Source organism: Micromonospora sp. ZG13, from assembly GCF_059359355.1.
Genome location: NZ_JCADBQ010000019.1, coordinates 20,303 through 46,158 on the forward strand (window position 1 = coordinate 20,303; position 25,856 = coordinate 46,158).

18 protein-coding genes and 1 pseudogene are annotated in these 25,856 nt (G+C 73.1%); 8 read left to right on the plus strand and 11 right to left on the minus strand.

What is annotated here, in order from left to right; all coding sequences use genetic code 11:
- The first annotated feature begins 185 nt into the window (after positions 1-185).
- Entirely contained in the window at positions 186-1,022 is an 837-nt protein-coding gene (locus tag AC5L34_RS26355) for a hypothetical protein (protein WP_441176700.1), read from the plus strand.
- Positions 1,003-2,043 carry a 3-dehydroquinate synthase family protein gene (locus AC5L34_RS26360; protein ID WP_494827428.1) on the plus strand — a complete coding sequence of 347 codons (1,041 nt, stop codon included), beginning with the start codon at positions 1,003-1,005 and terminating at the stop codon, positions 2,041-2,043. The genes AC5L34_RS26355 and AC5L34_RS26360 overlap by 20 nt, the downstream gene beginning before the upstream one ends.
- 123 nt (positions 2,044-2,166) lie before the next feature.
- Here the strand turns inward: AC5L34_RS26360 and AC5L34_RS26365 are convergent, their stop codons facing one another.
- Positions 2,167-3,357: an ATP-grasp domain-containing protein gene (locus AC5L34_RS26365; RefSeq protein ID WP_494827429.1), complete on the minus strand. Its 1,191-nt coding sequence runs from the start codon at positions 3,355-3,357 to the stop codon at positions 2,167-2,169.
- Positions 3,358-4,468: 1,111 nt separating this feature from the next.
- Here AC5L34_RS26365 and AC5L34_RS26370 point away from each other — a divergent pair.
- Both AC5L34_RS26370 and AC5L34_RS26375 read left to right on the plus strand, forming a co-directional pair.
- Complete coding sequence (locus AC5L34_RS26370; protein ID WP_494827430.1) at positions 4,469-8,131, plus strand: non-ribosomal peptide synthetase; 3,663 nt, start codon at positions 4,469-4,471, stop codon at positions 8,129-8,131.
- A gap of 121 nt (positions 8,132-8,252) precedes the next feature.
- Positions 8,253-11,963: a non-ribosomal peptide synthetase gene (locus tag AC5L34_RS26375; protein WP_494827432.1), complete on the plus strand. Its 3,711-nt coding sequence runs from the start codon at positions 8,253-8,255 to the stop codon at positions 11,961-11,963.
- Positions 11,964-12,523: 560 nt separating this feature from the next.
- Here AC5L34_RS26375 and AC5L34_RS26380 read toward each other — a convergent pair.
- The 5 genes and pseudogenes from AC5L34_RS26380 to AC5L34_RS26400 all read right to left on the minus strand — a co-directional run bounded on the left by AC5L34_RS26380 (position 12,524) and on the right by AC5L34_RS26400 (position 16,168).
- Complete coding sequence (locus AC5L34_RS26380) at positions 12,524-12,649, minus strand: hypothetical protein (protein WP_441176706.1); 126 nt, start codon at positions 12,647-12,649, stop codon at positions 12,524-12,526.
- Positions 12,650-12,753: 104 nt separating this feature from the next.
- A pseudogene (locus tag AC5L34_RS26385) lies at positions 12,754-12,915 on the minus strand (SAM-dependent methyltransferase); the annotation flags it as partial.
- A 226-nt stretch (positions 12,916-13,141) separates the two neighbouring features.
- Positions 13,142-13,837 carry an HAD-IA family hydrolase gene (locus AC5L34_RS26390; RefSeq protein WP_494827433.1) on the minus strand — a complete coding sequence of 232 codons (696 nt, stop codon included), beginning with the start codon at positions 13,835-13,837 and terminating at the stop codon, positions 13,142-13,144.
- 37 nt (positions 13,838-13,874) lie between these two features.
- Positions 13,875-15,008, minus strand: a complete 1,134-nt coding sequence (locus tag AC5L34_RS26395) for a Gfo/Idh/MocA family protein (protein WP_494827434.1) — start codon at positions 15,006-15,008, stop codon at positions 13,875-13,877.
- Entirely contained in the window at positions 15,005-16,168 is a 1,164-nt protein-coding gene (locus AC5L34_RS26400) for a DegT/DnrJ/EryC1/StrS family aminotransferase (protein ID WP_494827436.1), read from the minus strand. The genes AC5L34_RS26395 and AC5L34_RS26400 overlap by 4 nt, the downstream gene beginning before the upstream one ends.
- A 335-nt stretch (positions 16,169-16,503) precedes the next feature.
- Here AC5L34_RS26400 and AC5L34_RS26405 point away from each other — a divergent pair, with 335 nt between their 5' ends.
- From AC5L34_RS26405 to AC5L34_RS26420, 4 genes are all read left to right on the plus strand, one after another.
- Positions 16,504-16,935: a type II 3-dehydroquinate dehydratase gene (locus AC5L34_RS26405; protein WP_311413974.1), complete on the plus strand. Its 432-nt coding sequence runs from the start codon at positions 16,504-16,506 to the stop codon at positions 16,933-16,935.
- Between the two features lie 91 nt (positions 16,936-17,026).
- Positions 17,027-17,380, plus strand: coding sequence for a DoxX family protein (locus tag AC5L34_RS26410; RefSeq protein ID WP_494827438.1), 354 nt, complete (start codon positions 17,027-17,029; stop codon positions 17,378-17,380).
- Between the two features lie 9 nt (positions 17,381-17,389).
- On the plus strand, positions 17,390-18,325 hold the full coding sequence (locus AC5L34_RS26415) for an ROK family protein (RefSeq protein WP_441176712.1): 936 nt from the start codon (positions 17,390-17,392) through the stop codon (positions 18,323-18,325).
- 12 nt (positions 18,326-18,337) lie between these two features.
- Positions 18,338-18,898, plus strand: coding sequence for an NADPH-dependent FMN reductase (locus AC5L34_RS26420; protein ID WP_494827439.1), 561 nt, complete (start codon positions 18,338-18,340; stop codon positions 18,896-18,898).
- 95 nt (positions 18,899-18,993) lie between these two features.
- On the opposite strand, the gene AC5L34_RS26425 is transcribed toward AC5L34_RS26420, so the two are convergent.
- Genes AC5L34_RS26425 through AC5L34_RS26445 form a run of 5 tightly spaced genes read right to left on the minus strand, consistent with a single transcriptional unit; the run spans position 18,994 to position 25,758 of the window.
- Entirely contained in the window at positions 18,994-20,502 is a 1,509-nt protein-coding gene (locus AC5L34_RS26425; RefSeq protein ID WP_494827441.1) for an MFS transporter, read from the minus strand.
- Positions 20,499-22,307, minus strand: a complete 1,809-nt coding sequence (locus AC5L34_RS26430; RefSeq protein ID WP_494827442.1) for an IucA/IucC family protein — start codon at positions 22,305-22,307, stop codon at positions 20,499-20,501. Before AC5L34_RS26430 ends, AC5L34_RS26425 begins: the two co-directional genes overlap by 4 nt.
- Entirely contained in the window at positions 22,304-22,870 is a 567-nt protein-coding gene (locus AC5L34_RS26435) for a GNAT family N-acetyltransferase (RefSeq protein WP_441176821.1), read from the minus strand. The genes AC5L34_RS26430 and AC5L34_RS26435 overlap by 4 nt, the downstream gene beginning before the upstream one ends.
- Positions 22,871-22,875: 5 nt before the next feature.
- On the minus strand, positions 22,876-24,174 hold the full coding sequence (locus tag AC5L34_RS26440; protein WP_494827443.1) for a lysine N(6)-hydroxylase/L-ornithine N(5)-oxygenase family protein: 1,299 nt from the start codon (positions 24,172-24,174) through the stop codon (positions 22,876-22,878).
- A 27-nt stretch (positions 24,175-24,201) separates the two neighbouring features.
- On the minus strand, positions 24,202-25,758 hold the full coding sequence (locus AC5L34_RS26445; protein ID WP_441176717.1) for a pyridoxal phosphate-dependent decarboxylase family protein: 1,557 nt from the start codon (positions 25,756-25,758) through the stop codon (positions 24,202-24,204).
- Positions 25,759-25,856 lie beyond the last annotated feature (98 nt).

Genomic DNA, 25,856 nt, shown 5'->3' on the forward strand with positions numbered 1-25,856 from the left:
GCGTAGACCTCGCTCGCCGTAGCGGCCCAAGTCTTCCGAGCACCCTGCCGGCGTCCTACCCCTGTCACCCCCTAAGTCGTCCCCAGTTCGGACCGCCGATCCGGTGGTGGGACGGGCCGCAGGTCGATGATGGTGCGACCCCCGCAGACCGTCGAGTCCCGTGCTCCACCCGCCCGTCAGCCGAGGTGCCGTCGTTGGAACGCTGCTGGATGTTCGCCCGCTCGGCCGTGCCGGCCGAGGGATGCCCGGACACGCGGGTGATCGAGCTGGTCGGAACGGTTCTCACCGGCCTGGTCGCCGCCGCCCGCCGGGCCGATCCGGGCCTGGACTGGTTCTTCGACCCGGAGGGCTCGCCCGCCGGGCCACACGTGAGCCTCGGCTTCCACGCCACCCCGCCCGCGCTCGCCGCGGTACGGGCGCGGCTGCTCGCGTACGACCCGGGGGTGTCCTTCCCCGCCGACCGCCGGGTGGTGCGCGACGCCGCCCGGGGCGGCCCGCTCGCGTCCGCCGGCAGCGACCTGGCCCTGACCCTGCTCGGCGGGGACGCGCCCTGGCTGGCCGGCGTCGAGCTGCCGCTGGCCGTGGCGCACCTGCGGCACCTGACGGCGCTGGTGCCGGCGGCCGACCGGCTGGCGTTCCTCTTCCTGCACTGGCAGGAACGCAGCCAGCGGCTCACCGGCGCGCAGCGGCGGGACCTGGCGGCGCAGGCGGACGCCGGGGCGGAGAAGATCGTCCTGTCGGCCGGTGACCTGCCGCTGGGCGGGGAGGTCGCCGTGGCGTGGCAGCACTACCTGGACCGGGTGGCGGACGTGGTCGACCGGGAGCATCCGGCGACGCCGTCCGGCTTCCTGCTGGCGCACCACGCGCAGCTCACCCACGACCGGTGGGGCATCGGGCCGCAGGTCGACTCGCTGGCCGCGCTGGCGCTACGCCTGTCGATGGTCCGGGACCGCCCGGTCGTCGCCGCGCCCGTCCCCGTCGCCCGGAGGAGGCAGCAACCCCATGCAAGCGTCCGCGCCTGAACGCCGCGCCCCCGCCGAGCCCGCCCGGATCGAGGTGGCGCTCGGGGAACGCGCGTACCCGGTGCTGATCGGCCCCGGCGTGCGCCACCGGCTGCCGGCGGAGGTGGCGCGGATCGGCGCGCGGCGGGTCGTGGTGGTCTCGGCCCGGCCGCCGGAGTGGACGCCCGACCCGGGCGTGCCGCACCGGGTGGTGCCGGCCCGCGACGGCGAGCACGACAAGAACCTGGCCACGGTGGAGCAGCTCTGCCGGGCGTTCGCCGAGTTCGGGCTGACCCGCGCCGACGCCGTCGTCTCCTGCGGCGGCGGGACGACCACGGACGTGGTCGGGCTGGCCGCCGGTCTCTACCACCGGGGCATCGCGGTGATCCACCTGCCGACCTCGCTGCTCGCCCAGGTGGACGCCAGCGTCGGCGGGAAGACCGCGGTCAACCTGCCGGAGGGCAAGAACCTCGTCGGGGTGTACTGGCAGCCCCGGGCGGTGCTCTGCGACACCGAGCACCTGGACACGCTGCCGCGCCGGGAGTGGCGCAACGGGTACGGCGAGATCGCCCGGGCGCACTTCATCGGCGCGGGCGAGCTGCGCGGCCGCCCGGTGGCGGAGCAGATCGCCGCCTGCGTGGGGCTCAAGGCCCGGGTGGTGGCGGCCGACGAGCGCGACTCCGGCCTGCGGCACATCCTGAACTACGGCCACACCCTGGGCCACGCGTTGGAGCGGGCCACCGACTTCGGGCTGCGGCACGGCGAGGCGGTCGGCGTCGGCACGGTCTTCGCGGGCCGGCTGGCCGGCGTCCTCGGCCGCGTCCCTGCCGAGCGGGTGGCCGAGCACCACGACGTCGTGGCGGGGTACGGCCTCGACACCGACCTGCCCACCGGCGCCGACCACGACGAGTTGATCGCGCTGATGCGCCGGGACAAGAAGGCGACCTCCGGCCTGTCCTTCGTCCTGGACGGCCCGGCCGGGCCCGAGCTGGTCGCCGACGTCCCCGAGTCCGCCGTCCGGGCCGCCCTCACGGGCATGTGACGCCCGGCCGCTCGTACGGCGTCCGGGTCGGGCGGTTCGGCGGGCCCGGTCGCCGCCCACCGCGGCCCCCACTGGGCGGACCGGTCTCCCCCGGGCCGCCGGCACGGCCCGGGGGACGACACGTCAACTGCCCAGCGCCCGCTGGATCTGCGCGATCAGCACGCCGCAGGCGTACCGGTCCGAGGCGCCGACCATGCCGACGATGCTCGCCGGCAGCGGTCCGTTGTCCGTCTCCGCCGGGTCGTGGTGCATGAACACGACCAGCTCCCCCCGGTCGATGAACGGCGCGAGGATCGGCTCGGCGTCGACGCCGGGGGCCAGCGAGAAGAACGTGGTCATGGCGCACCGGTGCTGGCCCAGCAGCGAGCTGCGGTGCAGGACCGAACTGGTGGCCCCGCTGACCCGGAAGTTGGGATCGATGACCCGCAGTTCGCCGTCGCGGCCGATCCCGGCGTCGAAGGAGCAGTACCCCCGGTACCCGAGCGCACTGGCCTTTCGGACCCCTACGGTCAGCGCTTCGATCAGCTCCGCCGGCGGCTGGTCGTCGTCCATCACACAACCGACCCACGTCGACGTGGGCTGCGGCAGGTGTACGGACGCACCGAAGTAGTGCACCGCTCCGCTCTCCGTCACGCCGAACTGGAGGCCCCAGATCGTCCGGAAGGGCACCTCCTCCTCGACGATCCACCGGTCGCTGACCTGTTCGAGCTGGTTGAACAGCGACCGGTTCCGCCGGTCCTGCAAACGCCTGGTGAAGATCGCGATTCCGCTGTAGACCTCGACGCCTGCCGGTTTGATCACCGCCGGTCGGCGGTCCTGCCGCACGATGCGGCGCACCTCCTCGGGGGTGGCGACCTGGCGACGGGGCAGGTATTCCGGTGCGAGCAGTGTCTCCAGCACGGTCTTGTTGTTGAGGCGGGCCAGCAGCTCCGGCGACACCCGGGCCTGCGCGGCCCGCAGGTGCGGATCGTGCGGGGAAAACTGGAACTCCAGCGTCTCGCCCCGCTCGGCGGCGTCGCGGGCGAGGCGCACCGCCTGCGCGCCGGAGCGGAACTCGCGCAGATCGCTCGGCGTCTTCAGACCGCACCGGCTGATGAGCCGCAGCGACTTGTCGGCACTGGATCCGGTGCTGCAGATCGCCGCCGACTGGTGCGGGAGGGTCAGATGGAGGCCGGTGATCATGTCCAGCCCGTTGTGCAGGGCGGCGCCCGCGCCGGCGAGATAGCGGCTTCCGGCGGTCGCCACCGGGTCGGGCGGCCGGGCGAGGACCACCCCGTCGTGGGCGAACACCTGTACCTGGATAGGCCCGTGCATTTGGATCTCCTGACATGCCGGCCCACAGGGGGCCTCGGGGTGGCACGAAGTCCGGGTGCCCACGACCACGAACAGCGGAGAACGTGGACGGTTGCGGGGCTCCCGGTCCTGATGAGGCCGCTCGGCCACGAGAGTCGGGCGTGCCGCGTGCACCGACCGGACGGTCTCAGGGCTGGACCGGCCAGGTAGCGGGCTGGCTTGTGGTCAGCGCCGCGTCGGCGGGGTGCACACCATCAGTCGGTGGCTGACGTGCAGTCACCGACTTGGTCATGATCGGGAAAGCATAGTCAGTCCTCATTGCCCGGGGATGGGCCGGTCAGCCGGACACGGGCGGCCCTTTTCGCGACTGGAATCGCCAGTTCTCCAAGCCGGCCCGTCGACTCGGGCTGACCAAAAAGACGCTTTCCGAAAAGGGCTGCGGGACCATTCACCGCCGAACCCGGACAATCGCACACCGACCATCTCGGAGGGCACCTACCATCCACTATAGAAAAGATATAGCGGCATGTGCTTTCACTGAAAGGTTGGCGCATCCGAGCGGGATCGTGATCGGCAATTCGGATGGACCACCCCGCTGAGCAGGGCACTTTGGCGATCGGGCCGCGACGAGGCCGTACGGGGACCCGGGCGGCTCGCCGCCGCCGACGGATCGCGGCGGTCCCCGGCGGGCGATCTCCGGCTGACGGACTAGGGGTCGACGTGCGCATCTCTAGGGGTGTACGCCACTCCACGGGGCTTCGTAGGGTCGGGCCCCATCGGTTCGTCGTTCCCTTTTCAGTGCACCGGATCGGGGACGAATGTGGGTGCGCGACGCCCGGACGGACGGGAGGTGCCGGTGACCGGATCGGACACCGATCTGCTCCTTTCGATCAATGACGCGGCCGCGGCCCGGGATCCGGACGGTGACCCCGTCCTGATCGCGCGGCGGTTCCCGCACGCCGGCCGCCCGACCGGACCGCACGCCCCGCGAACCGCTCCTGCCGCGCCGACCGGAGTCCGCCCGGCGGTACGGCACCTCGGCTGACCGGCCGTTGCGGCCCCGTGCCTTCCGGTCGCCACCTTTCGATCGGAGGTTGAGCTGATGTCTGTCGGGTTCGATGGTGCCCGGAGCGTGGCCGGTGCGGTTGACGCCGGGACCCTGGACCTGGTGGGGGACCTGCGCCGTCCGACGGTGTGGCCCGCCCGGGCGGCCTCGGAGTTCCGGGCGCTGGACCTGCCCGGCCTGCCGGACGTCGGACCGGCCGTCGACGTCGTGCTCGCCGGGCTCGTGGCGGTCCTGGCCCGCCACACCGGTCAGGGCGAGGTGGCGGTGGGGCTGTCGTCGGGTGGGGTGCTGCGGGTGGACGTGGCGGGTGACCCCGGTTTCGCCGAGTTGACGGCGCGGGTGGGTGCGGCGTTGGCGGCGCCGGTCGCGTTGGGTGCCGGTGTGGTGGGTCCGGTGGTGGTGGGTGTGGTGGACGTTCCGGTGGCGGAGGTGGGGCCGGGTGTGGTGGGTGTGGATCTGGTGGTGACGGTGGCGTCGGACGCCTCGGCGGTGCGGGTGGATTACGCGGTGGAGGGTTTTTCGGGGCAGTGGGTGCGGGGTCTGGTGGATCAGGTGGTGGGGTTGGTGTCCGCGGGGTTGGCGGGCTCGGGGGTTGGTGTGTCGGGGTTGCCGTTGGTGGGTGATGCCGAGCGGGAGCGGTTGTTGGCGTGGGGTCGGGGTCCGGTGCGTGAGGTGCCGGGTGAGCCGATCCACGAGTTGGTGTTGGCGTGGGCGCGGCGTTCGCCGGAGGCGGTGGCGGGGGTCTTCGGCGGGGAGGTGTTGACGTACGGGGAGTTGGATCGCCGGTCGGGGGTGGTGGCCGGGTATCTGCGTGGCTCGGGTGTCGGCGTCGGTGACGTGGTGTCGTTGGCGTTGGATCGCAGCCTGTGGACGTTGGTCGCGACGATGGGTGTGCTGCGGGCGGGGGCGGCGTACACGCCGATGGACATGTCGTGGCCGGTGGAGCGGATGCGGATGTTGCTGGCCGACCACGGCGCGCGGGTGGTGCTCACCGTCGGCGAGGTCGCCCCACGCATCCCCCGCCCCGACGGCGTACGGGTGGTCGCCCTCGACGACGACTGGCCCGCCGTGGAAACGGCCGACGGGGTCGACCTGCCACAGGTGCCGGCAGACGCACCCGCGTTCGTGATCTACACCTCGGGCTCCACCGGCACCCCGAAGGGCGTCGTACTGACCCACGACAAACTCACCAACTTCCTGGCGTGGATGACCGACGAGTGCGCCATCGGCCCCGAGAGCCGCATGCTGCACTCGGCGGCCCCGGTCTTCGACGCCGCGTTCGGGGAGATCTTCGCGACGCTCACCGGTGGCGGTCGCGTCGTCGTCTGCTCCCGCGACGACCTGCTCGACGCGCGCCGGCTCACCGACCTCGTCAACACCCACGACGTCACGCACACGTTCGGGCCGGCCACGAACATCGCCCCGCTCGACCCGGCCGCCTGCCCGGGCCTGCGCTGCATCATCTTCGGCGGCGAGGCCGTCCCGCCGCAGTTGGCCCAGCGCTGGCTGGCGGCCGGTACGCGGGTGGTGAACGCGTACGGGCCGGCGGAGATCGCCGTGGCGTGCACGTGGTTCGACGCGTCGGCCGGCTGGGGCGGCGCCTACGTACCCATCGGCTGGCCCATGCCCAACCGCCAGATCCGCGTCGTCGACACCAACCTCAACCTCGTCCCCATGGGCGTACCCGGCGAAATCCTCATCACCGGCCACGGCGTCGCCGACGGCTACCTCAACCGCCCCGAACTCACCGCCCAACGCTTCGTCACCGACCCCCACAGCGGCGCAACCGCCTACCGCACCGGCGACCTCGGCCGATGGAACGCCACCGGCGCCCTGGAAATCCTCGGCCGCATGGACCACCAGGTGAAGGTCAACGGCATCCGCATCGAACTCGGCGAGATCGAAGCCGTGCTCGAACAGCACACGGACGTCGGCACGGCCGTCGTCGTGCGCCGCGAGGACAACGGCACCGCCCGACTCGTCGCCTACGTCACCGGACGCAACGGCCGTACCCCCGCCGTCGGCGACCTGCGTGCACACGCCGCAGCTCTGCTGCCCGCCTACATGGTCCCCGCCGCCATCGTGGTCCTCGACCGCTTCCCCGTCGGCGGCACCGGCAAGATCGACCGTAACGCGCTGCCCGCACCCGACACCCAGCGCCCCGACCTCGGTGTCGAGTACGTCGAGCCGACGACGAACTCCGAACGGCTCGTGGTGGGGGTGTTCGCGACCGTCCTCGGCATCGACCGGGTCGGTACGCGGGACAGCTTCTTCGACCTGGGCGGCACGTCGTTGCAGTCGGCGGCGGTGGCCACGCGCCTCGACGAGGCCGCGGACGTCGTCGTGCCCGTCTCGCAGATCCACCGCACCCCCACACCACAGGGGCTCGCCCGGTGGCTGACCACCGCGCCCCGCCGGGTGGACACCGGCGTGAGCGCCGGGCAGGCCCGTCAGCGTCCCGGTCCGGTTCCGCTCGCGCAGCAGGTCGCGAAGTGCCTGATGTCGCCGCTGGAGGTCGTCGTCCCGGTCACCTGGTGGATCGAGGGGGAGCTGGACCTGCGCGCGCTGATGGCCGCGCTCGGCGACGTGCACCGCCGGCACGAGGCGCTGCACGCCCGCTACCGCCGCACGGATCCGCCGGTGGCGCTCGTGCCGCCGAACCCCGGCATGCCGCAGCTGCGGCTGCTCACCGACGCCGCCACCGAGCAGGAAGCCCTGGACCAACTCGCCGACGCCGTGCAACAACCCCTCGACTACACCCAGGGCCGCAACTGGCGCGCCGCCCTCATCCGCGACAAGTCGACCGGACGCGTCCTGTTCGGCGTCGGCATCCACCACATCGCCTTCGACGGCTGGTCGTACGCGCTGCTGGTGCGGGACCTGAGTCACGCCTACACGGCGCGATTGTCGGGGACGGCCCCCGAGTGGGCGCGGCCCGCGCCGACGCTGCGGCAGTCGTACGAGGAGTACACCCGACTGCGCGACGCCGCCGACCTCGAAACCCAGCGGGCCTACTGGCGCGAACAACTGCGCGGCCTGCCCCGCCAGGGCAAGGGTCCGGTCACCGCCCCGCTGGAGCAGGCGCTGGCCTGGGGCCCGAAGGCCGGGCACACCGTCACCGTCACGCCCGAGGTCATGCAGCGCTGGGACCGGGCCGCCCGGGAACAGCGGTTCAGCCGCTCCAGCTACTTCGTCGCGGCATTCGCCTCGGCGCTGCGCGCCATCCACCAGCAGGACGACATCGGCCTGCTGATGGTGGTGGCGAAGCGGGGCAGCCGCGTGCTCGACTCCGCCTTCACCACCCGACTCAACCTCAACTGCGTCCGGGTGCGCTTCGAGGGGCCGGAGGACGACAAGCTCGTCCTGCGGGTCAACGAGACGATCACCGACCTCATGCGGGCCCAGGACGTCCCCTTCGCGGAGACCGCCGACGACCCCGCCGCCGGGCTCTCGGGCGAGGTCGTCGCCAGCCTGCCGACGTTCGTGTTCCAGGACAACGTGGTCGTGCCGCTGGAGTTGCCCGGCTGCCGGACCGAGGAGGTCGTCGACCCGTACGCCCGGGAGGTGCCCAACGGACTCACGGTCGAGGTGCTGCCCCGCCTCGACCACGCCCTGCTGCGTGTCACCATCCGCACCGACTACCTGCCGTACAGCTTCGCCGAGGAGCTGAACCGCCGCATGCTGCGCTTCCTGGAAGCCGGACCGGCGGTCTCCCCCGCCGCCGGCTGAGCGTCCGTATCAAACTGCTCTCCCATGCCGACGGTGCGGAAGGCCGCGTCCCCGGCAGTCCTGCTTCTACTGTCCCGGGGTACCCGAGCGGGTGCTGCCGGCCCTGATCGGAGGTTGGCTCATGTCTGTCGGGTTTGTTGGTGGCCAGGCACAGGCCACGGGTCTCGCCGGGCTTGGTACCGACTTCGAGGCCCTCGACCTGATGGGCGACCTGCGTCGGCCGCTGGCGTGGCCGGCCCGGGCGGCGTCGCAGGTGCGGACCTTGCAACTGCCCGTCCCGGCCGGCGTGGAGCCGGCCGGGACGGTGGTGCTGGCGGGACTCGTCGGGGTGCTGGCCCGGTACACCGCTCAGGGGGAGGTGGTGCTGGGCCGGTACTCGGGTGGATCGGTGCTCCGGGTAGGTGTGGCGGACGATCCGGCGTTCGGTGACCTGGTGAGCCGGGTGGGTGAGGCGTGGGCCGCGCCGGTGGTGACCGCCGGTGTGCTGGGTCCGGTGGCGGTGGGCCTGGTGGACGGCCCGGTGGCCGAGGTGGGTCCGGACGTGGTGGACGTCGACCTGCTGGTGACCATCGCCTCGGACGGCTCCGGACTGCGGGTCGATTACGCGGCGGAGGGTTTCTCCACCGACTGGGCACGGGGCCTGCTGGACCAGACCGGGACGCTGCTGTCGGCCGGGTTGTGCGAACCCGACGTCCCGCTGTCCGGGTTGCCGTTGTTGGGCACGGCCGAGCGGGACCGGCTGCTCGCATGGGGCCGGGGGCCGAGCTGCCCGGTGCCGGGCGAGCCCCTCCACGAACTGGTGCTGGAGTGGGCACGCCGGACGCCGGACGCGGTCGCGGGCGTCGCCGACGGCGAGGTCGTCACGTACGGGGAACTGGCCCGCCGCTCGGAACTACTGGCCCGCTACCTGCGTGCGGTCGGGGTCGGGGTCGGGGACGTGGTGTCGCTGGCGTTGGACCGCAGCATCTGGACCCTCGTCGCCACCCTGGCGGTGCTGCGGGCGGGAGCGGCCTACACGCCGATGGACGTGTCGTGGCCGGCAGAGCGGATGAAGATGCTCCTGGCCGACCACGGCGCCCAGGTCGTGCTCACCGTCGGCGAGGTCGCCCACCGCATCCCCCGCCCCGACGGCGTGCGGGTGGTCGCCCTGGACCAGGACTGGCCCGCTGTGGAGGCGGTCGAAGCGGTCGACCTGCCGGTGGTGGACGCCTCCCAGCCGGCGTTCGTGATCTACACGTCCGGATCGACCGGGACGCCGAAGGGCGTCGTACTGTCCCACGACAAGCTGACGAACTTCGTCACCTGGATGCGCGACGAGTGCGCGGTCGGCCCGGACAGCCGGATGCTGCACTGCTGCGCCCCGGTCTTCGACGTGGCCCTGGGCGAGATCTACACCGCGCTGGCCTCCGGCGCCCGCGTCGTGGTCTGCTCGCGGGACGACCTGCTCGACGCCCGCCGGTTGACGGAGCTGATCGCCAAGGAGCAGACCACCCACGCGTTCTGCCCACCCACCAACCTCGCCGCCGTCGACCCGGCCGACTGCCCGAGCATGTCCTGCGTGACCCTCGCCGGGGAACCCATCCCGCCACGCATGGCCCAACGGTGGATGGCCGCCGGCGCCCGCCTGATCAACGCCTACGGCCCCGCCGAGGCATCCGTCGCCTGCACGTGGTTCGACGCCAAGGCCGGCTGGGGTGGCGCGTACGTGCCGATCGGCTGGCCCATGCCCAACCGCCAGATCCGCGTCGTCGACCCCAACCTCGACCTCGTCCCCATGGGAGTCCCCGGCGAAATCCTCATCACTGGCGCCGGGGTCGCCGACAGCTACCTCAACCGCCCCGAACTGACCGCGCAACGGTTCGTCACCGACCCGTACGGCGGCGGGGTCGCCTACCGCACCGGCGACCTGGGCCGGTGGAACGCCTCCGGGGCGCTGGAGATCCTCGCCCGGATGGACCACCAGGTGAAGGTCAACGGCATCCGCATCGAACTCGGCGAGATCGAAGCCGTCCTCGAACAGCACCCGGACGTCGGCACGGCCGTGGTCGTCCGCCGTGAGGACCGGGGCGTCGCCCGGCTGGTCGGTTACGTGACCGGGCGCGACGGCCGGGCCCCGGCCGTGAGCGAACTGCGGGAGCACGCCGCGACGGTGCTGCCCTCGTACATGGTTCCCGCCGTCATCATGGTGCTCGAAAGGTTCCCCGTCGGCGGCACGGGGAAGATCAACCGGCGGGCCCTGCCGGAACCGGGCTCGCAGCGCCCGGACCTCGGCGTGGCCTACGTCGAAGCCGCGACCGCCGAGGAACGGCTGGTCACAGGTGTGTTCGCCTCCGTACTCGATATCGATCCCGTCGGCACCGAGGACAGCTTCTTCGCCCTCGGCGGCACCTCCCTGCAATCAGCCGCCGTCGCCGCCGCCATCGACGAGGCCGCCGACGTCGTCGTACCCGTCTCGCAGATCCACCGCACACCCACCCCACACGGCCTGGCCCGCTGGCTCGCCACCGCACCCCGCCGGCCCAGGGCCGAACCGGAACCGCCCGTCACCGGACGTCCCGCCCCGACCGGGCCCGTCCCGCTGACCCCATCGGTCGCCAAGTGTCTCGTGCTCCCGTTCGAGCTGGTCTGTCCGACCACCTGGTGGATCGAGGGCGAGCTGGACCTGCGCGCGCTGATGGCGGCGCTCGGCGACGTGCACCGGCGGCACGAGGCGTTGTACGCCCGCTACCGGCGGGTGGACCCGCCCGTGGCGATCATCCCGCCGAACCCGGGGATGCCCCAGCTCCGGCTGCTCACCGACGCCGCGAGCGAACAGGAAGCACTCGACCAACTCGCCGAGGCGGTGCAGCAGCCGCTGGACTACACCCAGGGCCGCAACTGGCGGGCCGCCCTGATCCGGGAGAAGTCCACGAACCGGGTCCTGTTCGGCATCGGCATCCACCACATCGCCTTCGACGGCTGGTCACACACCCTCCTCGTTCGCGACCTCAGCCATGCCTACACCGCACGGCTGTCCGGCGCGGCCCCGGTGTGGGCGCGACCCGCGCCCACCCTCCGCCAGTCGTACGACGAATACACCCGACTCCGCGAGGCCGCCGACCTCGACGCGCAGCGGGCCTACTGGCGCGAACAGTTGCGCGGGCTCGCCCGCCAGGGCGAGGGCCGACCCCAGGAGCTCGTGGAGCAGACCCCGATCTGGGGCCCCAGGACCGGGCACATCGTCGCCGTCCCCGCCGACGTGTTGGACCGCTGGGACCGGGCCGGCCGCGAACAGCGGTTCAGCCGCTCCACCTACTTCGCCGCCGCCTATGCCTCCGCGCTGCGCACCATCCATCAGCAGGACGACATCGCCCTGCTGATGATCGTCGCGCAGCGCGGCAGCCGGATCCTCGACTCCGCCTTCACCAGCAGGATCGGTTCCAACTGTCTTCGGGTCCGGTTCGACAGCCCCGAGAAGAACCTCGTTCGGACCCTCCAGCAGACCGTGGACCGGCTGATGGCGGCCCAGGACGTCACCTTCCTGGAGATGACCACCGACCCGGTCCTCGGGATGTCCCGCGAGGTGATCAACAGCCTGCCCTCCTTTGCCTACCAGGACAACCTTGTCCTCCCGCTGAAGCTGCCCGGCTGCCGAACCGAGGAGGTCGTCGACCCGTACGCCCGGGAGTGGTCGGGTGGCTGTGTCGCCGAGGTCCTGCCCGGTAACGGGGGCGCCCTGCTTCGCGTCACCATCCGCACCGATCTGGTCCCGACCCCGGTCGCCGAGATGTTGGCCACCAACATGCTGCGCTTCCTGGAGGCCGGACCGGAGGCCGCCGACCAGGCGGACTGAGCGGCCCTCGCCGGAGGCCGCCCCGCCCGGCCCGCCACCGTCACGCCGACGGTGGCGGGCCGGTCGCGGAGCGAGAGGACGCCGGCGACTGGGCCGGGGGGTGGCAGCGCGACGGCGACGACGATCGACCGGCCCGGCGAGCCAAGGGTTTCCGGCCTTTCCGCCTCCCTCTTACCGGGTTCGCCCCGCCAGGCCCGCCGGATCGTGCGGTGCCCCGGTTGTGCGGTGCCGAGTCGTGGGTGCTGTCGATCTGCCGCTACAGACGGGGCATGGTGCGCGGCCCGGTTGGTCGCATACACGGGGCAGCTCGACAGCGTCATACCAACACGGCCGCCGGTCCCGCGATCGCCGCGCGACCCGGCAGCCGGGCCAGCCGGGTAACTGCCGAACGCCAACCGGTAGGTCGGCGTGACCTCGAACTCGGCCCCGCGTGGGGCTGCGTCGAGACCACGAACGTCCCCGCCCCGACGTCCCGATACCGACGTTGCCCGGAGCGGACAGGTCCGGGTGGGGAGCCCAGTCGTCCTGCTTGGCGTCCGAGGGCTGGTTCGGCTGCTGCGTCAGCTCATGTCGATGTCGTACGCCTCCTCGTGCACGTCGGCGTCCTGGTGCCGGTGCAGTCCGAGAAGCAGGTCCCGCCACGGTTCCTTCCAACCCACACCCGCGGCGTCAAGAACGAGCGTCACCCGGCGGCGGTTCGCCGTGCCAGACGCGAAGCAGCCGGCGGCGGCCGACCACGACGGCGACGCCGAGCGTGACCAGCGCGCCTGCGGGATCCGTTCCCGGCCGGCGCGTTCGCCGCGACCGCGGCGTACGGCCGGTGGGTGCCGTCGCCGGGCCGGTGCAGGCGCTCGACCTCCGTGAAGCCGGTCCGCGTCAACCGCGCCGAGAACTCGTCGACAGGCCGGCGGTAGGCCGTCACGACCTTGTGGTCGAAGGCGACGACCTCATCCACATCCCACCGGCGTCGGTGAGCTCCTCGGGCAGGCGCGGGTCGACCAGGCCCTCGGGGTCCCGCACCACCGTGACGCGGTGCCCCACTGTGCCCTCCGGGTTGTCCGGGGCGCCGATACTGCTCCCGGGCGACGGAGTGTGTCGTGGTCACTCACGACGGGCAGCGGACCGGCCGGCCCGAGCGGGGAGGTCCGTGTCGGCCCGGCTCCAGCGACCGGGGTCGGTCAGTGGACGAGGGCCGCCGGGCAGTGCGCGAGCAGGTCCGTCGGGGCGTGCAGGACCAGGTCGGGGCCGGCGGCGAGCAGCGCGGCGACGTCCCCGCCGTGCCACGTGGTGGCCACGGCGGTCGCCCCGGCGTCCCGGCCGCTGAGCAGGTCGATGACCGCGTCGCCGACCATCATCGCCTGCGCCGGCGGCACGTCGAGGTGGCCGAGGGCCTGGAGCACGATGTCCGGGGCCGGCTTCGGGCGGGCCACCTCGTCGGAGCCGATCACCTGGTCGAACAGGCCCAGCACGCCGAGCGTGTCCAGCAGGGAGCGGGCCCGGGGCCCGCTCTTGCCGGTGGCGATCGCCATCCGGATCCCCCGCGAGTGCAGCGCCTCCAGGGTCTCCCGTACGCCGGGGAAGAGCGGCACCAGGTGGGCCATCCGGTAGCTCTCCCGGACGAACGGTTCCTCCATTTCCAGCGGCAGCCCCATCAGCCGCATGATGTCCGGGAAGTACCGGCCCATGTGCCGGTTGTACTCCTCGAACGGCGCCGGCCCGTCGCCCACCACCTCGGCGTACGCGATGCTGAACGCCTCCCGCATGACGGCCGAACTGTCGACGATGACGCCGTCGAGGTCGAACACGACCGCGCGGATCGGGCCGCGGGCCGGCGACGGCGCGGTCACCTCTACGGTGGACGATGGATGGCTCATGGCTGCTCCCGGAAGCGAGTGGGGCCGACGGTGGTTCTCACCGGTCGCGATGGCCCGCCAGCGCGTGCTGCCGCTCCGGCCGGATGGGCCGGGCGGACTGGTAGATCCGTTCGATGATGTCGATGGTCCGGTGGGCCTCGGCGACGGCTGCGCCGCGGGACGCCGGGTCGGCGAGCAGCGCGGGCAGCTCGTCGAGCTGGCGGTCGTACTCGGCGCCGATCGGCTCCTCGGGCAGCGGCAGCCGTACGGTCTCGCCGTCACGGGTGCGGGTCAGCACCGGCGACGGCTCCCGGTTGGGGCTGAACCCGAACGTGCAGCGCAGCGTCGCCGACCCGGCGGCACCGTGCACGGTGACCGTGGTGCGGTCCAGCGACTCGTGCGAGGCCCAGCAGGCGTGCAGGGCGACCGACGCCCCCTCGGCGGTGAGCAGGAAGCCGCGCGCGGTGTCCTCGACGTCGCCACGGTCACGGCCACCGCCGCCGGCGTCGCTGCGCCAGGCGGCGTGCGCGGCGCTGTCGTTGACGAAGTCGTCGGAGACGCTGCCGATGGCGTGGGTGACCCGGGTCGTACCGAGCATCGGCAGCACCGTGTCGAGCAGGTGCCAGCCGAGGTCCACCAGCGCTCCCCCGCCGGACAGGTCGCGGCGGGTGAACCAGCCGCCCGCGTCGGGCACCCCCCGGGCGCGTACCCACGCCACGTCGACGTGCCGGATCGGGCCCAGCTCGCCGGCCACCCCGGTCAGCGCCCGGATGTCGGCCCGGTAGCGGGCGGCGCTGCCGGCGAGCAGCACCGCGCCGCCCTCGCGCTCGGCCTCGGCCAGCAGGGCCGCCTCGGCGGAGGTCAGGCAGACCGGCTTCTCCAGGAACACCGGCACGCCCCGGCGCAGCAGCCGGACGGCGACGGCGGCGTGCAGGTGGTTCGGCACCGCCACCACCACCAGGTCGGCCGCCCCGGCCGGCAGGTCGTCGACGTCGGCGTACGCGGACGCGACGTGGTGGGTGTCGCGCGCCCGGTCACGTACGCCCGGCTCCGGGTCGACCACGGCGGTCACCTCGAAACCCGGATGCGCGGCGAGCCGGGGCAGCCAGATCTCCCGCCCGGCCCAACCGAGGCCGGCCACCGCGACCCGCACCGGTCGGTCCGACGCGGCGGCCGGGGGCAGGGCGGTCATCCGGCGAGGACGTCGGCGAGCACGGCGGCGATGTCGTGCATCTGCTGCTCCGTGCCGAGCAGGGTGCGGTGGTGCAGCCAGATGCAGTCGGAGTGGATCTGCTCGACGTTGGGGCAGCGGGCCGCGATCGCCTCGACCGACTCGTCGGGGGCGCCGGCCTTCCAGAAGCCCTCGCACCGGTAGATCGCGCGGAACGCCACGAAGGCCGGGACGCCCCGGGCGGTGAGCGCGTCCACCACCGCGCGGCGGCGCTCCATGGTGATGCCGGGAACCCGGAACATCGCCATGTAGTGCGGGTTGCGGTCCGTACGGGGGTCGGTGGTCTGCGGGACGACGCCGGGGATCTCGGCGAGCAGGCGCGACAGCAGTGGCCAGCGCTGCTCGCGTACGGCGATCTGCTCGTCCAGCCGGGACAGCTGCGCGCGCAGCACGGCGGCGGTGAACTCGCCCATCCGGTAGTTCGAGCCGGTGGTGCCGTGCAGGTAGTCCCGGTCGGTGCGGGGCCGGCCGCAGCTGTGCACGAGGAACGCCCGCTCGCGCAGCTCCTCGTCGGGGAAGACGACTGCTCCGCCCTCGCCGGCGGTCATCAGCTTGCCGTTCTGGAAGCTGAACGCGGCCACCGAACCGAGCGCGCCGGCCCGCTTGCCCTGCCACTGCGCGCCGTGGGCGTGCGCCGCGTCCTGCAGCAGCGCCACGCCGGCGTCGGCGGCGAGCTTGTCCAGCGCGTCCATGTCGGCGAACTGCCCGGCCATGTGCACCGGCATGATGACCTTGGTGCGGGGCGTGATCGCGGCCTCGACGGCGGCCGGGTCGACGCAGTAGGTGTCCAGGTCGACGTCGACCGGGACGGCGACCGCGCCGAGGCGCTGGGCGGCCAGCGAGGACGAGATGAACGTGAAGGCCGGGACGATCACCTCGGTGCCCGGACCGACGCCCAGCACCTCCAGCGCGACCTCCAGGGCGTGGGTGCCGTTGGTGACGGCGAGCGCGTGGGGCGTGCCGTGGTAGTCGCCGAACTCGCGCTCGAAGGAGTCAACCTCGCTGCCGCCCATCCGCCACCACTGGCCCTGTTCGAGGGCGCGGATCAGGCCGGCCCGCTCCTCGTCGCCGAACTGCGGCCACTCGGGGAACTCCGACACCGTCGAGGGCTGACCACTCATGACTTCCCACTTCCCAACTCGGGCAGACCAGGGGCTTCGCCGGACCATCGGCCGGGACGACCCGGGACCGCCGGTACGCGGTCCGGGCACACCGGGGCGCCGGATGGCCGGTACGAGGTAGGTGACGCTGCCGTTGGAGCCGGCGTCGTCGCTTCAGCAGGGAGGACGGTAACCGACCCGGCAGCACGGTCACCGCCCCTAACAGCCCCTAGCCACCCCTTAGTCCGCCCGTGCCAGGGCCGCCGCCGGTTCGCCCGGCGCCCCGGGCGTAGTAAGACTGCGTGGACCAGTCATCGGGCCTTGTCGGGACAGGGCCGCGCCCCGCGAGGTGAAGTGTGTCGGACGTGCTGCTGCTGAACGGCCCGAACCTGGGCATCCTCGGCCGACGGGAGCCGGAGATCTACGGCACCGACACGTTGGACGACATCGAACGCGCCGTCGGCGAGGAGATCGCGGGGCGGGGCTGGCGGGTGGTGGCCGAGCAGCACGACTGCGAGGGCGCCCTGATCCGCGCCATCCAGGACAACTACGACACCGTGGGCGCCATCGTCAACCCGGGCGCCCTGATGATCGCGGGCTGGAGCCTGCGTGACGCCCTGGCGAACTACCCGCGCCCCTTCGTCGAGGTGCACCTGTCCAACGTCTGGGCCCGGGAGAGCTTCCGGCACGATTCGGTGATCGCCCCGTTGGCGAGCGGCGTCATCGTCGGGCTCGGGTCGCTGGGCTACCGGCTGGCCGCCCGGGCCCTCGTCGCGACCGTCCGGTGACGACCGCGGGCCCCACCGTCGGGTCCCGTCTGCGCCGCCACGGCAGCGGTACGGTCGTCCGCACGTCCCGACTCTTCCCGAAGGACCTCACGTGCACATTCCCATCCTCGTCCTGACCCTCATCCTCGCCGCGGTGTTCGTGGGCACCGCCGTGCCGAAGCTCACCGGGCAGGCACAGATGCGCGAGCGGATGGACCACCTCGGCGTCTCGCCCGGGCTGACCCGCGTGCTCGGAGTGCTGGAACTCGCCGCGGTCGCCGGCCTGCTGCTCGGCCTGCTCTGGCCGCCGCTGGGCATCGCGGCGGCGATCGGTCTCGCCCTGCAGATGGTGGGCGCGGTCGTCTACCACGCCCGCGCGAAGGACCCGGCCGCGATGACCCTGACGCCGGTGATCTTCGCGGTGGCGGCCGTCGCGCTCGTGGTCCTGCACGTGCTGCAGGGCTGAGGTCCGGGCGTGACCGGTCCACAGCGGACGCCCGGTGTGCTGGGCGTCGACGTCGGCGGTACCAAGGTGGCGCTGCGCGCGGAGGCGGCCGGGCGGCCGGCGTACGAGCGCAGCTTCCGCTGGCCGCCCGGCGCCGACCTCGGCGAGGACCTGGCCGCGCTGGCCGCCGAGGTGGACCGGCTGCGCGACGCGTGGGGGCCGGTGGGCGCGGTCGGCGTGGCGATGCCGGCGACCACGGACCCGGCGGGCACCGTCACCACCTGGCCCGGGCGGCCCGGCTGGGCGGGGCTCGACCTCGCCGGCGCGTTGCGCCGCCTCTTCCCGGACGCGGCGACCGCCGTGGCCGACGACGGTGACCTCGCCGCGCTGGCCGAGGCCCGACGCGCCGGCGCGGACGACGTGGTCTACCTGGGCGTGGGCACCGGGATCGGTGGCGGCGTGGTGCTGGCCGGGCGGTCGGTGCCCGGCCGGTCCTCCGCCGAGATCGGTCACATGGTCGTCGCCCTCGACGGCGAGCGCTGCGACTGCGGTCGGCGCGGCTGTCTCCAGTCGATCGCGTCCGGCCCCGCCACCCTGCGCCGGGCCGGCGCCGGCCGGGGCGCCGAGGTCAGCTTCGAGTACCTGCGGGCGGCACTCGACGAGCGCCGGCCCTGGGCGGTGGCGGCGGTCGACGCGAGCTGCCGGGCGCTGGCGGCGGCGGTGGTGAGCCTCGGCGAGCTGCTGGACCCGGCGCTGGCGATCGTCGGCGGCGGGTTCGCCGCCGGTCTGCCCGACTTCGTGCCGCTCGTCGCCGAGCGGGCCCGCGCCGCCGGCCGTCCCGGGCGGCCGGCGCCGCCGGTGCGCGCTGCCGCCCTCGGCGCGACGTCGTCCCTGCACGGCGCGCTGGAGCTGGCCCGTGATCTGGCCGGCCTGCCGGTGCCCGTGCGTCCCGTCCCCACCCCGTAGAGGAGATCAGCCATGGTCAGGATCGGTGTCATCGTCGGCAGCACGCGGCCGGGCCGCAAGGCCGACGCCGTCGCCCGATGGGTGACCGACGTCGCCGCCAAGCGGAGCGACGCCACGGTCGAGCTGGTCGACATCGCCGACTACGACCTGCCGCACTTCGACGAGCTGCTGCCGCCGTCGATGGCGCCGTCGAGGCGCCCCGCCGTACGCCGTTGGGCGACGACCGTCGCCAGCTTCGACGGCTTCGTCTTCGTCACCCCGGAGTACAACCACTCCATCCCGGGCGCGCTCAAGGACGCCGTCGACTTCCTGTTCAAGGAGTGGCAGCATGCCGCCGCCGGCCTGGTCAGCTACGGCGTGCACGGCGGCACCCGGGCGGCGGAGCACCTGCGGCTGGTGCTGGGGCAGCTCGGGGTGGCCGACGTCCGCTCGCAGGTCGCGCTCTCCCTGACGACCGACTTCGTCAACTTCCGCGACTTCCGGCCTGCGGCGCACCAGGAGCAGGCCCTCGGCACCGTACTCGACGAGGTGGTCGCCTGGGCCGGCGCGCTGCGTACGCTCCGCCGGGGCTGAGCCGCCCACCCGCTCGGACCGGGCGTCCCGGGGTCTGGCGGCGGCCCCGCCCGCCTGGCGCCGACCGGCGTCGCCCGGGAGCGGACGCCCCCGGGTCAGCCGGCCCGCTCGGCGCGGCGCAGCAGCGCGGCGGCGACGCAGCCGCCCGCGAAGACGGCCACGGCGCCGACCGTCTGACCGGTCTCCAGGGCGGAGCGGAACGCGTCGGAGACGAGCGCGCGCTCCGACTCGCTGCGCGCGGCGGCCAGCGCGGCGGGGAACGAGCCGGCGCCGGCCACGGCGGCCGGCAGCAGGGCGGCGAACCGGGCGTTGAGGATGGCGCCCAGCACGGCGACGCCGAGGCTGCTGCCGACCTCCGTCATGGTGCCGTCGACGCCAGCGCCGGCCCCGGCCTTCTCCGGCGGGATCGCGCTCATCACGGCCTCGACGATGGCGGGGTTGGCCACGGCGCAGCCGGCGCCCATCACCAGCAGGCCCGCCAGCAGCACCGGGTAGCCGTCCGTCGGGGCGTGGGTGATCAGGGCGAGACCGCCGGCGAGCAGCGTCATGCCGAGGGCGATCGACCACGCCAGCCCGAGTCGGCGGATCACCAGCGCCGCGACCCCGCCGACGTTCAGCAGGACGATGGAGAGCGCGAACGGCATCATCCGCAGGCCGGCCTCCCAGGCCGGGTACCCGCGCACGAACTGGAGGTGCTGGGTCAGCAGGAACAGCGCGCCGGTGGCGCCGAACGTGATCAGGACGACCCCGGAGACCGCCCCCACGAAGCGGGGGTTGCGGAAGAAGTGCATGTCCAGCATGGGGTCGGCGACCCGCCGCTCCCAGGTCACGAAGGCGGCGAGCAGGAGCACTCCGGCGACCGCCGCGCCCAGCACCCCGGCGGCGGTCCAGCCCTGCTCCGGCCCGGCGATGATCGCGTAGACGACGGCGGTCAGGCCGGCCGTGGAGAGCAGCACCCCGCCCAGGTCGAGGCGGCCGCGGGCCGGCTGGCGCGACTCCGGCACGAGCGCCCACGCCGCCACCAGGCAGACCAGCACGATCGGGACGTTGACCAGGAAGATCGCCCCCCACGGCAGGTGGGCGAGCACGAGCCCGCCGAAGGGCGGCCCGGCCGCGAACCCCAGGGCGCTCGCCGCCGCCCAGAGGCCGATCGCGCGGGTCCGCTCGGCGTCGTCGAAGACCTGCATCGCCACCGCGAGGGTGGCGGTGACCAGCAGCGCGCCGCCGATCCCCATGCCGGCGCGGGCGGCGATCAACTGGCCGCTGGACCCGGCGAGCCCGGCGGCCAGCGAGCCGAGCCCGAACAGCACGAGCCCGGCCAGCAGCATCCGGCGGCGGCCGTACCGGTCGGCGGCGCTGCCCGCGGTGAGCAGCAGGCCGCACTGGACCAGCGCGTACGCGTTGATCATCCACTGCACGTCGGCGGTGCTGGCGGCCAGCTCGGTGGTGAGCACGGGGATCGCCACGGTCAGCACCGTGTTGTCGAGCACCACGGTGACCTGGGCGAGGCAGAGCACGGCGAGGATCAGCCACCGGCCGCGTACCCGCCCGTCGGCGCCGCCGACCGGTGGTTCCGCGGCCGGCGCGAGCGTCGTGGTCGTCATCGGGCCGACGGGGCGAAGCGGGCGATGGGGTTGGTCAGGGTGCCGACGAGTTGCAGCGCGGCCGACGGGTCGGCCAGGTCGACCATCTGCTGGTTGTTGCGCAGCTGGAGCCGGTTCAGGCAGGACAGCGCGAACTCCGGGGCGAACAGGTCGTAGCGCCGCAGCCGCTCGGCGAGGTGCGGGACGCTATCGGCGTAGTCGGCCGCGCACTCGGCGACCGTGCGCCAGAAGGTCTCCTCGTCGAGGACGTCCTCGGTGACGAGGATGGCGCTGAGGTAGCGCAGGAAGCAGTCGAAGACGTCGGTGAAGATGGACAGCAGCTTCATGTCCTCCGGCACGTCGGCCCGGACCCGTCGGACCTGCGGCGGCAGGTCGGCATCGGGGTCCATCACCACGATCTCCTCGGCGATGTCCTTGAAGATCGCCCGTTCGACCGTCGCGCCGTCGAGGACGAGGATGACGTTTTCGCCGTGCGGCATGAAGGCCAGGTCGTGGGCGTAGAAGCTGTGCAGCAGCGGGGTGAGGTAGGCGTCGAGGTAGCGGCGCAGCCACGCCTTCGGCGCCAGGCCCGAGCGGGCGATGAGCGCGGCGGCGAACGAGCGGCCGTCGCGGTCGGTGTGCAGCAGCGACGCCATGGTGGCCAGCCGCCGGCCCGGCTCCAGCGCGGGCACCGGGCTCTCCCGCCACAGAGCGGCGAGCATCTTGCGGTACGGGGAGTACCGGTCGGTGGCCGCCTCGTACTCCAGGTGCCGGTAGCCGACGGCGGCCCGCTCCCGGATGATCGTCAGCCCGGTGCCCTTGAGCACCTCGTCGCCGTCGATCAGCTCGGCGAGCCAGTCGTTGATGGCCGGGGTGGCCTCCATGTACGCGGCCGACAGCCCCCGCATGAAGCCCATGTTCAGCACGGACAGCGCGGTCTTGACGTAGTGCCGGGTCGGGTCGGTGACGTTGAAGAAGGTGCGGATGGACTGCTGGGCCAGGTATTCGTCGGGGCCGGGGCCGAGGCAGACCAGCCGCCGCTGCGCCACCTCGGCGGCGAAGGTGACCGAGATCCTGTTCCACCACTGCCACGGGTGCACCGGGACGAGCAGGTAGTCGGCCGGATCGAGGCCGAGCCCGGTCAGGGTGTCGGCGAACCGGGCGAGGGTGTCGTCGCCGAGTTCCGCGCGGATCAGCGTGTCGTAGTCGAGGTCGGCGGCGCAGGTGAAGGTCGTCCGGTCGCGGTGCGCGGCCACCCAGATCAGCCGCACCGGGTTGCCGGCCTCCGGGGCGTACGCCCGGTATTCGTCGACGCCGAAGCCGATGCGCCCGTTGTTGGCGACGAAGCCGGGGTGGCCCTCGGTCATCTGGGTCTCGATGGTCTGGAAGTCCGCGTCGGCGAGCTCGGCGGCGCTGACGGCCGGCTTGTCGAGCTTGTACGCGGTGCTGGCCAGGGTGGAGCTGATCTCCTCCAGGTAGACGGGGAGGATCTGGTCGGTCAGGCCGAGCGCGCCCCGCAGGTCGAGGCAGAACTCCAGGGCGTCCAGCGGCAGCTCGGTGTCGCCGCGGTGGCGGGTGATGCTGTCGGCGTCGATGCGCCAGTGGTCGAGGGCCAGCAGGCTCGCGATGAACCGGTAGACGACCTCCCCGTCGTCGCCGCGCACCTGGTACCGACGCGCGGCGGGGGCGGGCTCGTCGCCGGGGACGGGCTCGGGCGCGAGGAGCCGCTCGTGGGCGAACTCGGCCAGCGCCTTGCGGACCAGCAGCCGGTTGGCGTGGGCCCAGTTCGCGGGCGTCAGGTGGGCCACGGATGCGAGCGGGTTCACGCGGGCACGTCTCCTCGGGTTGCGGCGTGGAACTGGTCACGGGTGCAGACGCTGAGCAGCGCGTCCTTCTCGGGCTTGCGGATCGGGCCGATGACGGTGAAGCCGACGGCCGCGTTGAGCGCGTGCACCGCCGTGTTGCGCACGTCGGGCTCCACGACGACCCGGCGGGTGGCCGGGTCGGCGAAGAGCCACGCCATCACCGTCGTGATCACCGCCAGGGTGAAGCCGTGCACCGGGGCGTCGGCGGGGGCGCAGAGGAAGTGCATGCCGACGTCGCCGTCGGCCGCGTCGTAGAGGCCGACGAGTTCGACGTGGGCGGGGTCGTACCGCTCGGCGAGGAACGCCGGGCGGCCCTCGTGCAGGCCCAGGAACGCGTCGTGGTGCGGGTGCGCGGCGATCCGCCGGTACTCCTCGGCGACCCGCGCCACGTCGGCGTCCTGCATGAGCCAGAACGCCGCCTTCGGGTGGGTCACCCAGCGGTGCAGCAGCGGCGCGTCGGCGTCCGGATCGAGGGTACGCAGGGCGAACTCGCCGAGCCGCTCGTCGACCCGGCGGTGGACCACCTCGGTCACGACGCGGCCCCGGCCGGCACGCCGAACTCCTGGAAGGCGATGCCCTTCTCGATCGGGTAGTGCTCGCGGCCCAGCAGCTCCCGGATGATCCAGGAGTTGCGGTACGGGCCCATGCCCAGGTCGGGCGAGGTGACGCTGTGCGTGTGGGTGCCGGCGTTCTGCAGGAAGATGCCGCGTCCGGTGTGGTCGATGCTGTAGTTGCGGGCCACGTCGAAGCGCCCGTGCGCGTCCCAGCGGATGCGCTCGCGCACCGGCTCCAGGAACTCCGGTACGCGGTAGTGGTAGCCGGTGGCCAGCACCAGGCCCTCGGTGTCCAGCGTGAAGTCGCACTCCTGCTCGACGTTGCGCAGGCCCAGCGTGTACGTCCCGCCGGACTCGTCGTACGCGGCGGCGGTCAGCTCGGTGTTGGTCAGCAGCCGGGTGCGGACGGGGCCGGGGATGCTCTTGGCGTAGAGCAGGTCGTAGATCTCGTTGATGAGGTCGGCGTTGATGCCCTTGAACAGCCCCTTCTGCTCGGACTCCAGCCGGTAGCGGGTGGGCTCCGGCAGGGCGTGGAAGTAGTCCACGTAGTCCGGCGAGGTCATCTCGAGGGTGAGCTTGGTGTATTCGAGGGGGAAGAACCGGGGCGACCGGGTCACCCAGTTGAGCTGGTAGCCGCACGTGTCGATGTCGGCGAGCAGGTCGTGGTAGATCTCGGCCGCGCTCTGCCCGCTGCCGATCACGGTGATGCTCCGCTTCGCGCGCAGCGCCGCCCGGTGCTCCAGGTACCGCGAGTTGTGGATCATGTCGCCGCCGAGGTCCGCGCAGGCGTCCGGCACGTACGGCGGGGTGCCGGTGCCGAGCACCAGGTGCCGGGCCCGGTAGGTGACCGGCTCCCCCGTGGCCGCCACCGTCGCCGTGACGGTGTAGTGCTCGTCGGCCGGGTCGTAGCCGACGGCCGTGACCTGCTGTCCGAACCGGATGCTGCCCAGCTTGCCGGCGGCCCAGCGGCAGTAGTCGTCGTACTCGCTGCGCAGCGGGAAGAAGCTCTCCCGGATGTAGAACGGGTAGAGCCGCCCGGACTCCTTGAGGTAGCTCAGGAAGGAGTACGGCGAGGTCGGGTCGGCGAGCGTGACGAGGTCGGCGATGAACGGCGTCTGGAGCCGGGTCGACTCCAGCAGCATCCCGGGATGCCAGCTGAAGCTGTCCCGCGCCTCCAGGAAGATGCCGTCGAGTTCGTCGATCGGCTCGGTCAGGCAGGCCAGGCCCAGGTTGTACGGGCCCAGCCCGACGGCGATGAAGTCGTGCGTCGACATGCGGTTCTCCAGAGCGGGGGCGGATCGTCAGCCGACGGGGCAGGACAGCTCGGCGGTGGCCCTGGTCCGGGCGTACCAGCCGGCGTGTTCGGCGATGAGGTCGAGGACGTGGGCGATGTCGTCCAGCGTGGTCTCGGGGTTGAGCAGGGTGAACTTGAGGTAGTGCGCGCCGTCGACCTTGGTGCCGGCGACGAGGCCGGCGCCGGAGGCGGCCAGCGCCTCGCGGGCGTACAGGTTGGCGTCGTCGACGACCTCCCGGCCGGCGGCGGCCGGCAGGTAGCGGAAGACCACGGTGCTCAACTGCGAGCGGGTGACCACCTCGAAACGGGGGTCCTCGGTGAGCAGTTGCCACGCGGCGGCGGCGCGGTCGATCACCTCGTCGAAGAGCGCGCCGATCGCGTCCGGCCCCATGATCCGCAGGGTCAGCCAGAGCTTGAGGGCGTCGAAGCGGCGGGTGGTCTGGATGCTCTTGTCGACCTGGTTGGGGATGCGCTGCTCGACCATCCGCGCGGGGTTGAGGTAGTCGGCGTGCCAGGTGGCGTGCCGCAGCACGCGCCGGTCGCGTACCAGCAGCGCGCTGGAGCTGACCGGCTGGAAGAACGACTTGTGGTAGTCGACGGTGACCGAGTCGGCCCGCTCGATGCCGTCGAGCAGGTGCCGCCGGGTCGGCGACACCAGCAGCCCGCAGCCGTACGCGGCGTCGACGTGCAGCCAGACGCCGGCGGCGGCGCAGATGTCGGCGATCTGCGGCAGCGGGTCGATGGTGCCGAAGTCGGTGGTGCCGCCGGTGGCGACGACGGCCATCACCACCAGCCCCTCCTCCCGGCACCGGGCGATCTCCCGGGCCAGGTCGGCGGTGCGCATCCGCCGGTCGGCGTCGGTGGGCACGGTGATCACGGCGTCGGCGCCGAGGCCGAGCAGCTTGGCGGCCTTCTGCACGCTGAAGTGGCCGGCCGCCGAGGTGAGGATGCGCAGTCGGGACAGCAGCTCCGGGCGGGACTGCCGCTCGGTCGCCCGGCCGACCAGGTTCGCGCAGGTCTCCTCGCGGGCCAGCAGCATCGCCTGGAGGTTGGACTGGGTGCCGCCGCTGGTGAAGATGCCGTCGGCGGCGGGCCCCAGGCCGATCCGGTCGGCGGTCCAGTCGATGAGCCGGCGCTCGATCAGGGTGCCGCCGGCGCTCTGGTCCCAGGTGTCCAGCGAGGAGTTGACGGCGCTGAGCACGGCCTCGCCGAGCAGCGCGGGGATCACCACCGGGCAGTTGAGGTGCGCCAGGTAGCGGGGGTGGTGGAAGTAGACGGCGTCGCGCAGGTAGACGTCGTGCAGTTCGTCGAGCGCGGCCCCGCTGTCGCCCAGCGGCCGGTCCAGGTCGATGCCGGCGATCCGCGGCGCCAGCTCGTCCGGCGTCGCGCCCGTGAAGGGCCGGTCCACCTCGCTCACCCGGGCCGCCACCCGGCCGATCCCCTCGGCCAGCACCCGCCGGTACTCCTCGACCGAGCCGGCGGTGAACAGGTGGGCGCGGGCGCCGTCGGACCCGGGGGTCACCCCGGTCGAAGGCACCTGGACGGTGGATCCGGGCAGGCTCATGCGGGTCCTCAAACGGTCGGGAATGGACGCGGGGCGGGATGGCGGGACGTCACCGCCCGCCCGCAGTCGGTGATCGAGCGAGCTTAGGTTACCCTAAC